At 50.4% G+C, this 15,359-nt stretch carries 15 protein-coding genes; 6 read left to right on the top strand and 9 right to left on the bottom strand.

Annotated features, from left to right (window positions below):
- Positions 1–210 precede the first annotated feature (210 nt).
- Positions 211–1,137 (top strand): 23S rRNA (adenine(1618)-N(6))-methyltransferase RlmF, encoded by a 927-nt coding sequence (rlmF, locus tag ATB02_RS13300; RefSeq protein ID WP_157945208.1) that lies wholly within the window; start codon positions 211–213, stop codon positions 1,135–1,137.
- On the opposite strand, the gene ybiO is transcribed toward rlmF, so the two are convergent.
- The 6 genes from ybiO to rhtA all read right to left on the bottom strand — a co-directional run bounded on the left by ybiO (position 1,134) and on the right by rhtA (position 7,832).
- Positions 1,134–3,359, bottom strand: coding sequence for a mechanosensitive channel protein (gene ybiO / locus ATB02_RS13295; RefSeq protein ID WP_105271718.1), 2,226 nt, complete (start codon positions 3,357–3,359; stop codon positions 1,134–1,136). The two genes, rlmF and ybiO, sit on opposite strands and share 4 nt — an antisense overlap.
- Before the next feature lie 116 nt (positions 3,360–3,475).
- Complete coding sequence (glnQ, locus tag ATB02_RS13290) at positions 3,476–4,198, bottom strand: glutamine ABC transporter ATP-binding protein GlnQ (protein ID WP_000569080.1); 723 nt, start codon at positions 4,196–4,198, stop codon at positions 3,476–3,478.
- A complete protein-coding gene (gene glnP / locus ATB02_RS13285) occupies positions 4,195–4,854 on the bottom strand; it encodes a glutamine ABC transporter permease GlnP (RefSeq protein WP_001159065.1) in 660 nt (219 codons plus the stop codon). Before glnP ends, glnQ begins: the two co-directional genes overlap by 4 nt.
- 138 nt (positions 4,855–4,992) lie before the next feature.
- The gene (gene glnH / locus ATB02_RS13280; protein WP_000843866.1) at positions 4,993–5,739 is read right to left on the bottom strand and encodes a glutamine ABC transporter substrate-binding protein GlnH; all 747 of its coding nucleotides are present in this window, start codon (positions 5,737–5,739) and stop codon (positions 4,993–4,995) included.
- 403 nt (positions 5,740–6,142) lie between these two features.
- A complete protein-coding gene (gene dps, locus ATB02_RS13270; protein WP_000100800.1) occupies positions 6,143–6,646 on the bottom strand; it encodes a DNA starvation/stationary phase protection protein Dps in 504 nt (167 codons plus the stop codon).
- A gap of 298 nt (positions 6,647–6,944) precedes the next feature.
- Positions 6,945–7,832 carry a threonine/homoserine exporter RhtA gene (gene rhtA, locus ATB02_RS13260; protein ID WP_001295297.1) on the bottom strand — a complete coding sequence of 296 codons (888 nt, stop codon included), beginning with the start codon at positions 7,830–7,832 and terminating at the stop codon, positions 6,945–6,947.
- A gap of 234 nt (positions 7,833–8,066) precedes the next feature.
- On the opposite strand from rhtA, the gene ATB02_RS26130 reads away from it, so the two are divergent.
- Positions 8,067–8,132 (top strand): protein YliM, encoded by a 66-nt coding sequence (locus ATB02_RS26130; RefSeq protein WP_120795379.1) that lies wholly within the window; start codon positions 8,067–8,069, stop codon positions 8,130–8,132.
- Positions 8,133–8,184: 52 nt separating this feature from the next.
- Positions 8,185–8,700, top strand: a complete 516-nt coding sequence (gene ompX / locus ATB02_RS13255) for an outer membrane protein OmpX (RefSeq protein ID WP_001295296.1) — start codon at positions 8,185–8,187, stop codon at positions 8,698–8,700.
- A gap of 48 nt (positions 8,701–8,748) precedes the next feature.
- Here the strand turns inward: ompX and opgE are convergent, their stop codons facing one another.
- Positions 8,749–10,332, bottom strand: coding sequence for a phosphoethanolamine transferase (gene opgE, locus ATB02_RS13250; RefSeq protein ID WP_001054694.1), 1,584 nt, complete (start codon positions 10,330–10,332; stop codon positions 8,749–8,751).
- Positions 10,333–10,603: 271 nt separating this feature from the next.
- Positions 10,604–10,732 (bottom strand): manganase accumulation protein MntS, encoded by a 129-nt coding sequence (gene mntS / locus ATB02_RS13245; protein WP_001001761.1) that lies wholly within the window; start codon positions 10,730–10,732, stop codon positions 10,604–10,606.
- A 185-nt stretch (positions 10,733–10,917) separates the two neighbouring features.
- On the opposite strand from mntS, the gene mntR reads away from it, so the two are divergent.
- Positions 10,918–11,385 (top strand): manganese-binding transcriptional regulator MntR, encoded by a 468-nt coding sequence (mntR, locus tag ATB02_RS13240; RefSeq protein ID WP_097470657.1) that lies wholly within the window; start codon positions 10,918–10,920, stop codon positions 11,383–11,385.
- Positions 11,382–12,500 (top strand): anion transporter, encoded by a 1,119-nt coding sequence (locus tag ATB02_RS13235; RefSeq protein ID WP_105271717.1) that lies wholly within the window; start codon positions 11,382–11,384, stop codon positions 12,498–12,500. Before mntR ends, ATB02_RS13235 begins: the two co-directional genes overlap by 4 nt.
- A 58-nt stretch (positions 12,501–12,558) precedes the next feature.
- Here ATB02_RS13235 and ldtB read toward each other — a convergent pair whose 3' ends face one another.
- A complete protein-coding gene (ldtB, locus tag ATB02_RS13230) occupies positions 12,559–13,479 on the bottom strand; it encodes a L,D-transpeptidase (RefSeq protein ID WP_001056376.1) in 921 nt (306 codons plus the stop codon).
- A gap of 218 nt (positions 13,480–13,697) precedes the next feature.
- Here ldtB and ATB02_RS13225 point away from each other — a divergent pair, with 218 nt between their 5' ends.
- Positions 13,698–15,290: an ABC-F family ATPase gene (locus ATB02_RS13225; protein WP_000961458.1), complete on the top strand. Its 1,593-nt coding sequence runs from the start codon at positions 13,698–13,700 to the stop codon at positions 15,288–15,290.
- The last annotated feature ends 69 nt before the right edge of the window (positions 15,291–15,359 follow it).

Below are 15,359 nucleotides of genomic sequence, written 5' to 3'. Positions count from 1 at the left end.
GACGCAAAAAATTGACAGAGATGTGCTTGTTTTTTGAACGATATATTTTTACAAAATAAGACAAATCAATGACATGCATGATGCTGATTTTTATGGTGAATTGATGGGGTAACAAGATAAGTGGCATATTTTGCGCATGATACACGACGCCAGATATTTACCCTGTCGCGTTATGCGGGTATCTTACGCCGCTGCTTAAAGGAGAATGCTATGTCCGCCCAGAAACCGGGGTTGCATCCGCGCAACCGTCATCACAGCCGCTACGATCTCGCCACGCTTTGTCAGGTCAATCCTGAACTCAGGCAATTCCTCACGCTTACACCTGCCGGGGAGCAAAGTGTAGACTTTGCCAATCCGCTGGCGGTGAAGGCGCTCAATAAGGCGTTGCTGGCCCATTTTTACGCCGTAGCGAACTGGGATATCCCGGACGGTTTTCTCTGCCCGCCAGTGCCAGGTCGGGCAGATTACATTCATCACCTTGCCGATTTACTGGCAGAAGCAACAGGAACAATTCCAGCCAGGGCCAGCATTCTGGATATCGGCGTTGGTGCGAACTGTATTTATCCGCTGATTGGCGTACATGAATACGGCTGGCGTTTTACCGGTAGTGAAACCAGCAGCCAGGCGTTAAGCAGCGCGCAGGCGATCATCAGCGCTAATCCGGGGCTTAACCGCGCCATTCGTCTGCGTCGGCAGAAAGAGAGCGGGGCGATTTTTAACGGTATTATCCACAAAAACGAGCAATACGACGCGACCTTGTGTAACCCGCCATTCCACGATTCCGCCGCTGCGGCACGGGCGGGTAGTGAGCGTAAACGGCGTAACCTGGGGCTGAACAAAGACGATGCACTGAACTTTGGTGGTCAGCAACAGGAGCTGTGGTGTGACGGCGGTGAAGTGGCTTTTATCAAAAAGATGATTGAAGAGAGCAAAGGCTTCGCGAAGCAGGTGATGTGGTTTACCTCGCTGGTATCTCGTGGCGAAAACTTGCCGCCGTTGTATCGTGCTCTGACGGACGTGGGCGCGGTGAAAGTGGTTAAAAAAGAGATGGCCCAGGGGCAAAAGCAGAGTCGCTTTATTGCCTGGACCTTTATGAACGACGAGCAGCGCCGCCGTTTTGTCAATCGCCAGCGTTAAAGCGTTGGTTCCCCCGGCGGCAACGGTTCAGCCGGGGTCGCGCCCGGAGCAGGCAGCACCTGATAAGTCTGCACTGGCGCGCGAACGCCCGCCAGGTCGAAATGTTTTTTCACCTGGCTGTCGAGGGCAAAGCGTACCGTCCACTGTTTGAGTGGCAGCGTGGTGAACGAAACACGCAGTGTAAACGCGGTATTGCTTAAGCCGACAATCCCGGCAAAATTCGGTTCACCAATAATCAGCCCGCGAATTTCTTCGTTTTCCAGTAATTCCGCTACCGCATCTTTCAGTGCCTGATTGGCTTTATCAGCATCTTCATGGCGATCAACATCATAATTTGCCACTACCGAACCAATGCCGCGGACAAAGTTAGCAAAGGTGGTAATCGAAGACCACGGAATGATGTGATACGCCCCGGTATCCTGGCGTACGCCCACGGAGCGAATCGACATCCGTTCCACAGTGCCGGTCAGCGGCCCGATAGTCACCAAATCTCCAGTGTTCATGCCGTTTTCAAACTGTATAAACACGCCGGTGATGATATCTTTCACCAGCGTTTGCGAACCAAAAGAGATAGCCAGACCTAATGCCCCGGCACCTGCCAGCAATGGCGCGATATTGACGCCGATTTCTGACAACACAATCATGATGGTGATGGTACTGATAATCACCGCCAGCGCGTTGCGAAACAGCGTCAGCAGAGTACGCGTGCGGGCGCTCGGTAGCGGGCGGCCATGAATATCCGAAGCCAGCCGGTTTTCGATCAAACTGGCGAGCACCGTCCAGCCAACCGCCGAGAAGAAAAGAATGAGTGCGATACGGATCAGGATATCTACGGTTTTCTGCCCCGCACCGTTTTGCAGCCAGTTCCAGAAATCGAACAATCCCCATGCGCTCAACAGCAGCATTACCGCCACGCAGACTGTCAGAATACGCGCCGTTTTCAGTGCCGCCGAAAGCCAGCCGTTCAGCCGTTTTTGCAGTTCCGGATAATTACGCTGAGTATGTGGCGAGAGAGTGATGGTTTTCGCCAGCCAGCGGGAAAACATACCGGAAACAAACGCGGCGATACCAATAATCGCCAGGCTGCGCACCGTTGCACCCATCATAAATTTCAGGCTGTTGCCCGGATCGAACAACGAAAAGAAAAACAGCACGATAAAATAGGCGCTTGCCAGCCAGTGCCACACCAGCGCAAAGGCGCGGATAAACAGGCTGAAAAAGGCCAGCGAATGCTCCGCGAAGTTGAGCAAATGCTGGGTAATCTCTTTTTTATTACGAAAGATCAGGTACAACGCCCAGACCGTCATGCACAGCATAATGATGACGTTCGCTAGCGCACCGATTTGCACATTCACCTGATTAGAGATAATCGGCACAGCCACAATCAGACCATAGCCAATCAGGCTGCTTAACCAGCTCAGGCGACGACTCCAGTAACGGGCGCTTTCGTCCTGAATCGTGAACGGGCGCAGCTCCGCCACGTTGGGGCAAAAAATCAGGCGTAGTACGGCTTTGAAAAATTCAATCAGGGCAAAGGCGTTGAGAAACAAACTTTGTTGGAAAGCGATGGTGCGACTGCCCGCATTCAGGTTGTCGCTTAAGACCTGGCCGACAAATAATGTCAGTGCCAGTAACAGCAGGTCGATAATAAACGCCCCGATAATCATCGCCGGAAGCTGCAACCAGTTACTGCGCTCACGATTTTTTTGCCGTGCCCACTGGCCCATTTTGCGATACAGCGGCAGCGCGCACAGGCGAATCAGCCAGTAAAAACCAAACACTAATACCGCTAACATTGAAAAATGGGTCAACGCATTGCTGAAGGTTTGTGGATTAAACGGCTTATGCGGGGAGCCGGTGATATTGCGATAAAGTTGTCCGAAGCGGGCGGAAAGGGCTTCACCATAATGGCGGCTGACTTCGGTGACTTTTTGCAGCACGGTTTGCTCTTCAACCAGCGTCGGCGGTACGATCTTCGGTACGGGTTCCGCAGGAGGCGTAGCGGCGACGGTGCGCAACTGGTCGATCAACTCTTTACGCGAGGTGTCATTATCCAGCACATCCGCCAGTGCGCCATAGGCCGCTTTTTTTTGTTCGATATCCGGTTCCGGGGCCGGTTCAGTCGTTGAGTCCGTTGTCGTTGTGGTTGTAACGCCGGGTATGGATACCGCGTGGGCAGGTGCGCCCAGCAGGCAGAAGAGGATGAACAGGATCCACCGCATGACTCCTCCAGTGAGAAAACAGAGCAAAAAGATAAGTATAGATGCTGGGGGAGGGGCGATTTTAAATGAGAGGAATCTGGTGTGCCTCCCTTTCGGGGGAAAGGGAGGCTGAGAAGTTAAGAGACGTGCTGCAAAAATTCCTGCAAGCGCTGGCTCGGTGGGTTCTTGATCAACACCTGCGGATCGCCATCTTCCGCAATCCGGCCTTTGTCGATAAAGATCAGGCGCGAAGCGACTTTCTCGGCAAAACCGATTTCGTGTGTCACGATCACCATCGTCATCCCTTCTTCAGCCAGATCCTGCATAACCTTCAGCACTTCATGGCGCAGTTCCGGGTCAAGAGCGGAAGTCGGTTCATCAAACAGCATCATTTTCGGCTTCACCGCCAGCGCGCGGGCGATCGCCACACGCTGCTGTTGACCACCAGAAAGTTCGGAAGGGTAGTGATGTGCACGTTCTGCCAGACCGACTTTCGCCAGCAGCTCACGCGCCAGTTTTTCCGCCTCTTCTTTGTTCGCGCCACGCACGCGTAGCGGACCAAACATCACGTTTTCCAGCGCCGTCAGATGCGGGAAGAGGTAAAACTGCTGGAACACCATACCCGCTTCCTGGCGAATCAGGCGCTCGTCAACTTTCGGATCGTTAACCTTCAGGCCATCGACAATCAGATCGCCGGAAGTGATTTCTTCCAGTTTGTTGATGCAGCGCAGCAGGGTCGATTTACCGGAACCGGACGGCCCGATAATCACCACGACTTCGCCCTGGGCAATGTTCAAATCGATATTGTGCAGCACCTGGGTTGGACCAAAATGCTTGGAGACGTTTTTAAATTCAATCACAGGATTTTCATCCTTCTTTCCAGACGACGCAGAATAAAGCTCAGCACCAGGGTAATAATCAGATAGAACACCGCCACGGCGCTCCAGATCTCAAGGGCGCGGAAGTTACCGGCAATAATTTCTTGCCCCTGACGGGTCAGTTCCGCCACGCCGATAACAATAAACAGCGAGGTGTCTTTAATGCTGATGATCCACTGGTTACCCAGCGGCGGCAGCATACGACGCAGTGCCAGCGGTAAAATGACGTAGCGAATGGTTTCCCAACGTGAAAGGCCGAGAGCCAGTCCTGCTTCACGGAAACCTTTGTGGATAGACAGCACCGCACCACGTGTGATTTCCGCAATGTATGCGCCGGAGTTGATCATGATGGTGACCACCGCCGCAGTAAATGGGTCGATGCGTAAGTCGTTAAACGCCATCGGCAGGGCGAAGTAGATAAACATCACCTGGACGACGATAGGTGTGCCGCGGATCACTTCAATAAAGACCAGCGCGACGTGGTTGGCTATCCAACCACCGAAGGTGCGTGCAAAACCTGCCAGCAATCCGATCACCAGGCCGCCAGCCAGACCGAGGACCGAAATCCACAGGGTCATTTTGGCACCTTCAATCAGAAGCGGAATGGCAGGCCAGATGGCACTCCAGTCAAACTGCATATGTTGTTCCTGTTACCGTGGTGTAAATAATCAAATTCAGGGTAATTAACGGCCCCGGAGCGGGTTTGCGCCCCTCACCCTAATCCTCTCCCCAGAGGGGAGAGGGAACTGCCAGTGCGCTTTACAGGCGTAGCATTATTATTTCGGTTCAGTACCGAACCATTTTTTGTAGATTTCGTTGTAAGTTCCGTTCTCGCGCAGGGTTTTCAATGCGCCGTTGACTTTGTCACGCAGCTCATCGCTACCTTTCGGGAACGCGATACCGTATTGCTGTGCTTCCAGAGAGTCACCTACCGCTTTGAACTGACCGTTACCGGCAGTTTTGATGAAGTAAAGAATGTTTGGCGTATCGTGCAGAACGGCGTCTGCGCGGTTAGTGCCCAGTTCCATATAGGCGTTATCAATGTTCGGGAACTGACGCAGATCTTTAGTTTTGATGTTTGCTTTCGCGTAATCAACGGAGCCAGTGCCGCTCTTCACAGCAACCACTTTCCCGTCGAGATCTTTCACGCTTTTCACATCGTTATTGTTAGCTTTCACCATCACTAACAGGCCGCTTTTGTAGTAGCCGTCAGAAAAATCGATCGCTTTTTTACGCTCGTCGGTAATGGTGATGCCCGCCAGCGCCAGATCGACGTTTTTGGTTTGCAGTGCCGGAATGATCCCACTGAAATCCATCGGCTTCAGTTCGTAATCCAGCTTCAGCTCTTTAGCGATGGCAGCCCACAGATCAACGTCAAAGCCCACGTATTTATCGCCCTGTTTAAATTCAAACGGAACGAAGGCGGTATCCGTCGCGACAACTAATTTTTTATCCGCGGCATGAGAAGAAACCGCAAAAGCCAGGGTCAGTGCAGCCAGTGAAACTTTTAATACAGACTTCATAGCATTTCCTTTTTTCTATCCACGGGACGATCCCCTGCGTGACATTCACATATATGAAAAAATCGTGCCAGTTTTGCAACTCATTGATTTATCGAGATGCGGTAAAAACGTGATGCACGATTTATAGGGCAATACCCTGAAGATGCACCATTCTGGGGCACCAAACTGGTGCGCTAAAATTGTGCACTCAACACAGTGATTATTTAGCGTAAAACCTGATGAAAAAACAATCTTTATGTAACGATTGTGTGATGATGTGGATACAAAAAATTTACTTAATCAGCTGGAGATAGCAGATGGATGCACTAAATAAGTGCGTTGAGGTGGGCTGCAAAACAAAACGGCCTCCTGTCAGGAAGCCGCTTTTATCGGGTACTAAAGTTCTCCACCATCAGCGATGGATTTATTCGATGTTAGACTCGATAAACCACAGGAATTTATCCAGATCGCGAGACGCGGCGGTCAGGATATCTGCGGTGTCGTCATCTTTCGCTTCGCCAATCGCTTTACGTACATCATTAGCGACGATTGCGTAACGGTCAGCCAGTTCTTTCAGGTGATCCTGAACGTTGTGGATGTCCAGCGGGTAGCTTTTCAGCGGGGTTTTGCTGTTGATAACTTGAGTGGTCCCCAGAGCTACACCGCCCAGCTGCACTGCACGTTCTGCCATGGTATCCAGATGATCGATCAGTGCGGTGCGGAAGCCATCCAGCATTTCATGTACGGCAATGAAGTTAGCGCCGCGCATGTTCCAGTGCGCTTGTTTGGTAATCAAAGAAAGATCAATAAACTGGATAACCTGGCGATTCAGCAACTCTACTGTTGCTTTTTTCTCGCTGTCAGAGACATCGTTGCGGGTATAAAGCAGATTGGTCGCTTTTGATTTAACTAATTTAGCGGTACTCATAATTTCATATCCTCTTGATGTTATGTCCCAGTAATTAACGAGACTAAGTATAGCACCGGCTATGTGTTCCGCTATTCTGGCTGTTCCTATCACACTAATAGTGGTAACAAGCGTGAAAAACAAAACTAATAAAAATTCAATGAGTTAGATATATTGATAAGAACAATTCTTATTTATTGGCTCGCCAGGAATTTTCGGAATAAATATGCTTTTGCATAATTCGATATATAAAGACGGTGTGGAGGAAAAGTAGCGAGAAATTCTGCATGGTTATGCATAACCATGCAGAAATGTAAATTTAATTAATGTCTAATTCTTTTATTTTGCTCTCTTTGCGTACTGTCAGCGTAGAACCCATTGAAGCGGCGATGATAGCGCCGAGCGCCAGCAGCTGTATGGGTGTCAGTGTTTCTCCGAGGAAAATCATCCCGGAAACGGCAGCCAGCGCCGGTTCCATGCTCATCAGCGTACCAAATGTCCGCGTTGGCAAACGGGTGAGGGCAATCATTTCCAGCGAATAAGGCAGAGCGGTAGAGAGAATAGCGACAGCCAGACCTAATGGAATAACCGACCAGTGCCAGAGTGCTTCACCAGCCTGAAGCGCTCCAATTGGCACGAAAATTAACGCTGCAATCAACGAACCAATTGCCACCGTCGCAGGGCCATGTTCCGCTCCTGCGCGTTGCCCACTTAAAATGTAAATAGCCCAACAAGCCCCGGCCCCCAGTGCCAGCGCACAGCCGGTTAAATCGACATGGGAAACGTCTTGCCCCAGCGGTAGCAGGAACCACAGACCAAGAACCGCCAGCACAACCCAGACGAAATCTACCGGGCGACGAGAAGAGAACAGCGCCACCGCCAGTGGTCCGGTGAACTCCAGCGCCACCGCAATACCCAGCGGTACTGTCTGAATAGAAAGATAAAAAAGATAATTCATCCCACCCAGCGAAACGCCGTAAAACAACAGCGGTAACCGCTGCTCTTTGGCAAAGCGCAGTCGCCATGGCTTAAAGAACGCGATGAGGATCAGCGTTCCTAATGCCAGACGCAGCGCAGTGACACCCGGTGCGCCCACCAGAGGAAAAAGTGACTTAGCTAACGAGGCTCCACCCTGAATAGACGCCATGGCAACGAGCAATATGACTATTGGTAACCAGACCGGCATTTTACGTAATGAACCAGGCATCCTTTCTCCCACAAATATCTAAACCTAAGTAAAGCGTGGAGTGTACTGGATATACCCAATGCTGGTTGAGCATTTGTTGAAAAAAATTTCCCCCGTTTTGACTAAAATGCGTCAGGATTGATGGAATCATTAGTCTGGTGATTAGGAATAATCTGGATGAATGACAGGGAATACATGCGTAATACTTACGCAGTTCTCTGAAAAAGTGATTTAAATTTAGATGGATAGCGGTGTATGGAAACGTTCTGTTACATGAAATGGCCCGTTAGACATCATAAATCGCGAAGAGTTTCCCATTAATTTTTGATATATTTAAAACTTAGGACTTATTTGAATCACATTTGAGGTGGTTATGAAAAAAATTGCATGTCTTTCAGCACTGGCCGCAGTTCTGGCTTTCACCGCAGGTACTTCCGTAGCTGCGACTTCTACCGTAACTGGCGGTTACGCACAGAGCGACGCTCAGGGCCAAATGAACAAAATGGGCGGTTTCAACCTGAAATACCGCTATGAAGAAGACAACAGCCCGCTGGGTGTGATCGGTTCTTTCACTTACACCGAGAAAAGCCGTACTGCAAGCTCTGGTGACTACAACAAAAACCAGTACTACGGCATCACTGCTGGTCCGGCTTACCGCATTAACGACTGGGCAAGCATCTACGGTGTAGTGGGTGTGGGTTATGGTAAATTCCAGACCACTGAATACCCGACCTACAAACACGACACCAGCGACTACGGTTTCTCCTACGGTGCTGGTCTGCAGTTCAACCCGATGGAAAACGTTGCTCTGGACTTCTCTTACGAGCAGAGCCGTATTCGTAGCGTTGACGTAGGCACCTGGATTGCCGGTGTTGGTTACCGCTTCTAATCACTTCGGTGATATAAAAAATCCGCCTCTCGGGGCGGATTTTTTGTTTTAAGGTTTCGGGTCGAAAATATCGGTTCCGAGATGGTTGTAATCTACCTTCTGTAACTGGAAGTTGGTGATGTATATCGGCCCGGCTTTCTTCTCAGATATAAACGGGTATTTGATGTTAATTTCCTTCGCTTTAATTCCCGTCCACTGCGAGAAAAAGCCTAAAAAGTCATTGGCTGAACGGCGGGCTTTAATCACCCGATGCGCTTTATCGTCGCTCGAAATGACCATAAAAGGCACCTGGAAATTTTGCTGATACTTATCATCATGGGCAAGGTATTGCACATCTTTGCCGCGTTCTTTAAAGGCCAGACCGTGGTCCGCAAAGTAAACCAGCGAGAAGCTGCTGCCGCTATTGCGTAACTGATCGTACAGCTTACGCAGTAAATCGTCCGTTTGCGTCATGGTATAGAGATAGCATGACGTTTCTTTCGATTGCACAAAGGTTGCGTATTTGCCTTGTGTCCGGTCGCAGGCCTGTGGATGTGAGCCCATCAGATGTAAAACAATCAGTTGCGGTTGCGAGTGTTCTTGCGCCAGCACCTGCGCGGTCATATCCAGTAACGCTTCGTCTTTAGTGTTTTTATCTGCTTCAAAATTACCGTCTTTCAGGAAATACACTTCATCTGCCCGTTTGGCGATGCTGGCGATGGCGGTATCGTATTCGCCGATTTGGCCCTGATTGGAAAACCACCACGTCTGAAAGCCCGCGCGATTTGCCAGGGTGACAAAGTTATCCTGAAACTGTGGTTTGCCATCGACTACGCGATTGAGTGTTAAGCCAAGCGATTTCTGCGTGGAGCCACTGGCAGCAATGTAGTCAGCAAAAAGCAAACCGTTAACGCTGCTGGCAAACGGGGTATTATCCCAGTGACCGCCAAAGGCACCGAGGGCATCGCGACGCGCACTTTCACCGATCACCACCACATAGGTCTGATACTTCGGCTTAACGGCAGTGACCGTCCAGGTATCTTTCATTCCGGAAAGTTTTGCCATCCGTTCTTGCTCTTCAATCACCTCGTTATTATTGACGATGACATCCTTAGCAAAACGAAATACCGGATAGCCAGTATCTTTCAGTTTAAATACGCCGCCCCAGGCCAGATTTTGCACGGGAGCAACAAAAAATGTCGCCACACTGAATACCAGACACAGACTGTCGAAGGTATTCCAGCGCGCTTTTTCGCTCTCTTTTTTCCGCCTGATTGCTATTACGCCGAGTGCAAAAATAAATAAGCCGACCAGGTAGCTATACCACGGAAAAATCGTCAGGATTTCGGTCGACTCTTCCATATTGGTGGAGTGCAATGCCAGCAAGGTATTGAAGTTAGGCGCGCCGTAGGCCTGAGCAAAAGGGAAATAACAAGCTGCCACCAGCGAACTGACACCGACCAGAACTTTTTGTACGCGAGGCAATGTTCGCCATAGCAAAAGCAAAATAGCCGTAAATGCGGCGGTGTATAGCAAACTGAAGGGGTAACCTAAGCCGAGGTTAATTAATAGCGACTGTAAAAAGTAGAACGCAGTCCACGGGCTAAATACCCGGCTACGGGTAACAAGCGATTCTTTGAGGGTTAAATTCATATGCCACTATCGTAACAAACGCCATGTGCTTACCCTGGCGTCAAGGGTCAATACCTGCAAGAGTGCGTGAAGAGGGGAAAAGGGTCCGCATCCGCGAGCCGCAATATACGCAGGGCTGCAAGAAGATAGAGCGAGCTGCCGTTCAGGTCAACTACTGACGAACAAATCTTTTGCGAAGGGGATTGCAAATCCGACAAAAAGTGGGGTTTTTCAGAGCAAAACGCGTTGTGCCTGCATAAAAGCAGGAGTGAAGCGGCGTACCGCGACGCCGCTATTTATCGGAAGGTTTATCTTGCTGCGGTTTGTTGTTGACCATATCGCACAACATAGAGAGCAGCATTAACCGTACTTTAAAGGGAGAATGACTAAACACGCGCATACACCTCTTGAACTCATTCATAAGACCTCCTGACTTGCTAATCCCGTCGATCCTTGAGAGATGATTGCATTACATACAGATATAGCACAGGCTATATTATATAGCTATTGCTAAAACGTTAATTTTTTGTACCTTCGCAACTCTGGTTTACAATGTGCGCACGAAATGAGAACGCTATGTATGCGTCACCATAATGAGGAAGCACAATGAGTCGTCGCGCAGGTACGCCAACAGCAAAAAAAGTGACGCAGTTAGTGAATGTGGAAGAGCACGTTGAAGGGTTCCGCCAGGTCAGAGAGGCACACCGGCGCGAGCTTATTGATGATTACGTTGAGCTGATTTCTGACTTGATCAGGGAAGTGGGGGAAGCTCGTCAGGTGGACATGGCTGCTCGTCTGGGCGTTTCGCAACCGACGGTGGCTAAAATGCTCAAACGACTGGCAACCATGGAGCTGATTGAAATGATCCCCTGGCGTGGCGTGTTTTTAACGGCAGAAGGAGAGAAACTGGCGCAGGAAAGCCGCGAGCGACATCAGATAGTCGAAAATTTCTTGTTGGTGTTGGGCGTCAGCCCGGAAATCGCTCGTCGCGACGCGGAAGGCATGGAGCACCATGTCAGTGAAGAGACGCTGGATGCCTTTCGTTTGTTTACCCAGAAACACGGTGCCAAATGAGCCTGCCTTTTTTACGCACGCTACAAGGCGATCGCTTTTTTCAGTTATTAATTCTTGTTGGCATCGGATTAAGTTTTTTCGTTCCCTTTGTACCGAAATCCTGGCTTGCTGCTATCGACTGGCACACTATCATCACCCTCAGTGGCCTGATGCTGCTGACCAAAGGTGTGGAGTTAAGCGGTTATTTTGATGTGCTGGGGCGCAAAATGGTGCGCCGCTTTGCTACTGAGCGTCGGCTGGCAATGTTTATGGTGCTGGCGGCGGCGTTGCTTTCAACATTTCTGACCAACGATGTCGCGCTGTTTATTGTTGTTCCGCTGACAATCACACTAAAAAGACTGTGTGAGATCCCGATTAATCGACTGATTATTTTTGAGGCGCTGGCAGTCAATGCGGGTTCGCTACTGACGCCGATTGGCAACCCGCAAAATATTCTTATCTGGGGTCGTTCTGGTCTTTCGTTTGCCGGGTTTATTGCCCAAATGGCACCGCTGGCTGGCGCAATGATGCTGACACTCCTCCTACTGTGCTGGTGTTGTTTCCCTGGAAAGGCGCTGCAATATCATACGGGGGCGCAAACACCTGAGTGGAAACCGCGGCTGGTGTGGAGTTGTCTGGGGCTGTATATCGTCTTTCTGACGGCGCTGGAGTTAAAACAAGAGCTGTGGGGACTGGTGATTGTAGCGGCGGGCTTTGCGCTGCTGGCTCGTCGCGTGGTGATCAGCGTGGACTGGACTCTGCTGCTGGTATTTATGGCGATGTTTATCGACGTCCATTTACTAACCCAACTGCCAGCTTTGCAGGGGGTGTTAAGTAACGTGAGTCATTTATCCGAACCCGGATTATGGTTAACGGCGATTGGTTTATCGCAGGTGATCAGTAACGTGCCGAGCACGATTTTGCTGCTCAATTATGTGCCACCGTCTTTATTACTGGCATGGGCGGTAAACGTGGGTGGCTTTGGTTTATTACCCGGATCGCTGGCAAATTTGATTGCGTTACGGATGGCAAACGATCGCCGTATCTGGTGGCGTTTCCATCTCTATTCAATACCGATGCTGTTGTGGGCGGCGCTGGTGGGATACGTTTTGTTAGTTATGTTCCCGGCCAGCTAGGTGCTGGCAAATAAAAAAGGCGGATTATGAGTCCGCCTTTTAATTTAAGTTTTGAAGATTAATTCAGACGAACCGGCATCCCGGAACGATTTTTGATCGCTTCATCCAGCACGACCTGATCCACATCAGGCTGACCAGTTACTGTCTGCACGCTCTTGGTCAGGGTAATTGGCACAATTTCCTGACCTTCAAACTGGGCTTCGGTGGTAGACAGCGGGTTATGGACTTCAATATAACGGCTGCCGTCTGGCTCGGTGGTCGCTTTTACCGGCTCATCAATAAACTGTACGCGAGTACCGACCGGCACTTTCTCGAACAGGAATTTGATGTCTTCGTTACGCAGACGCACACAGCCATGACTTACACGCAGACCGATACCGAAGTTGGCGTTGGTGCCATGGATAGCGTACAGGCGACCGATATACAGTGCGTACAATCCCATCGGGTTATCCGGACCTGCCGGAACGACAGCCGGAAGCGGTTCGCCCGCAGCGCGGTACTCTGCGTGCATTTTAGCGGTCGGCGTCCAGGTCGGGCCTGCTTTCTTACGCTCAACTTTGGTGGTCCAGTTGATAGGCGTGTCTTTGCCTAACTGACCAATGCCGATGGGCAGCACGATAACGGTGTTGCTGCCTTTCGGATAGTAATAGAGACGCATCTCTGCGCTGTTAATGACAATGCCTTCATGAACGGTATCCGGCAGGATCAGCTGCTGCGGAATGTTCAGTACAGTACCGCCTTTCGGCAGGAAGGTATCCACACCCGGGTTAGCTTCCATCATGTTGGAAAGACCCATCTGGTACTCGGCGGCAAAATACTCCAGCGGCTGAGTGTTACCTTCAGGAATGGTGATCACCTGATTCTGACCAACCAGGCGACTCCCGTCGGTTGGCAGAGGATAAGTTACCGCAGAGGCGGTACTGCAAAAGCCGACAACAGCGAAGGCCGCTGCGAATAATGTTTTCAATTTCATATTCATGTTAAGCGAGATTTTGTGCCTGGCAGGCCATTGGGTTGAGAATATTAGAGTATTGGAAGCGCATTATAAGTTCATTCCTGCTCACAGTGAAATCAGATGTGTACGAAATCACATTTTTTGCCTTTGGGAAGAGTGTAGACCTTAAGCGGGGGACGGGATCTTCTTTCAGACTTATGGCATAATACGCGGTTTGTCATATCTCTTTTCAGGATACGCCTGTGTTAGTTTCCAGTAACGTCACCATGCAGTTCGGCAGTAAGCCGTTGTTTGAAAACATTTCCGTCAAGTTTGGCGGCGGCAACCGTTACGGCCTGATTGGCGCGAACGGTAGTGGTAAATCCACCTTTATGAAGATCCTTGGCGGCGACTTAGAGCCGACGCTGGGTAACGTTTCCCTCGATCCCAACGAGCGCATTGGTAAATTGCGTCAGGATCAGTTTGCCTTTGAAGAGTTCACCGTGCTGGATACGGTGATCATGGGGCATAAAGAGTTGTGGGAAGTGAAGCAGGAGCGCGACCGCATCTATGCTTTGCCGGAAATGAGTGAAGAAGACGGCTATAAAGTGGCCGATCTGGAAGTGAAATACGGCGAAATGGACGGTTACTCTGCGGAAGCTCGCGCCGGTGAACTGTTGCTTGGCGTGGGAATCCCAGTGGAACAGCACTACGGCCCGATGAGTGAAGTTGCTCCTGGCTGGAAGCTGCGTGTGCTGCTGGCGCAGGCGCTGTTTGCTGATCCGGACATTCTCCTGCTCGACGAACCGACCAACAACCTCGACATCGACACCATTCGTTGGCTGGAACAGGTGCTGAACGAGCGTGACAGCACCATGATCATCATCTCGCACGACCGTCACTTCCTTAACATGGTTTGTACCCACATGGCGGATCTGGATTACGGTGAACTGCGCGTTTATCCGGGCAACTACGATGAGTACATGACGGCGGCGACTCAGGCGCGTGAACGTCTGCTGGCTGATAACGCCAAGAAGAAAGCGCAGATTGCTGAGTTGCAATCTTTCGTTAGCCGCTTTAGTGCCAACGCCTCGAAATCTCGCCAGGCAACTTCGCGCGCACGCCAGATTGATAAAATCAAACTTGAAGAGGTGAAAGCCTCCAGCCGTCAGAACCCGTTCATCCGTTTTGAACAGGATAAGAAACTGTTCCGTAACGCGCTGGAAGTGGAAGGTCTGACCAAAGGGTTTGATAACGGTCCCCTGTTTAAAAATCTCAACCTGCTGCTGGAAGTGGGTGAAAAACTGGCGGTATTGGGTACCAACGGCGTCGGTAAATCAACGCTGCTGAAAACGCTGGTGGGCGATCTGCAACCGGACAGCGGCACCGTAAAATGGTCTGAAAACGCGCGCATTGGTTACTACGCCCAGGACCACGAATATGAGTTCGAAAATGATCTGACCGTATTCGAATGGATGAGTCAGTGGAAGCAGGAAGGCGATGACGAGCAGGCGGTACGCAGCATTCTCGGTCGTTTGCTGTTCAGCCAGGACGACATCAAAAAGCCAGCGAAAGTGCTTTCCGGTGGAGAAAAAGGGCGGATGCTGTTTGGTAAGTTAATGATGCAGAAGCCGAATATTCTGATCATGGACGAACCGACCAACCACCTTGATATGGAATCCATTGAGTCGCTGAACATGGCGCTGGAACTGTATCAGGGTACGCTGATCTTTGTTTCTCACGACCGTGAGTTTGTAAGCTCCCTGGCGACCCGAATTCTGGAAATCACCCCGGAACGCGTGATCGACTTTAGCGGTAATTACGAAGATTACCTGCGTAGTAAAGGGATCGAGTAAGTTATTATCAGTAGCCCTGATATGGCCAGGGCTACTGAAACTGATGACAAATGCAAAATTGCCTGATGC

The sequence above is a fragment of the Escherichia sp. MOD1-EC5189 genome, assembly GCF_002966045.1.
GTDB lineage: Bacteria > Pseudomonadota > Gammaproteobacteria > Enterobacterales > Enterobacteriaceae > Escherichia > Escherichia coli_F.
This window is presented reverse-complemented; position numbering and strand designations above follow the sequence as displayed.